Consider the following 216-nt stretch of genomic DNA (forward strand, 5'->3'; position numbering starts at 1 on the left):
CAGGCGCTCGACCCGGCAGCCTTCCTTGAGCACCAGGAAGAACAGTTCGATCTCCCAGCGGGCGCGATACCAGTCGAGCAGCTCGACCGCCTCTTCCAGCCCCGGCACCGCCCGGTTGGTCAGGAGTCGCCAGCACACCGGCTTGCAGCCTGCCGGAGCCTGGATCTCGGTGGCGATCACGCACGTGACCTCCAGCGTGCCGCCTTGACGATCCGG

The 216-nt window shown here is 68.1% G+C and carries 1 pseudogene; it reads right to left on the minus strand.

Annotated elements, in window-relative coordinates:
• Positions 1-216 (minus strand): annotated as a pseudogene (locus tag B4920_RS28380) (IS4 family transposase); the annotation flags it as partial.

Origin of the sequence: Zoogloea sp. LCSB751, from assembly GCF_002028455.1 — a bacterium.
Lineage (GTDB): Bacteria > Pseudomonadota > Gammaproteobacteria > Burkholderiales > Rhodocyclaceae > Zoogloea.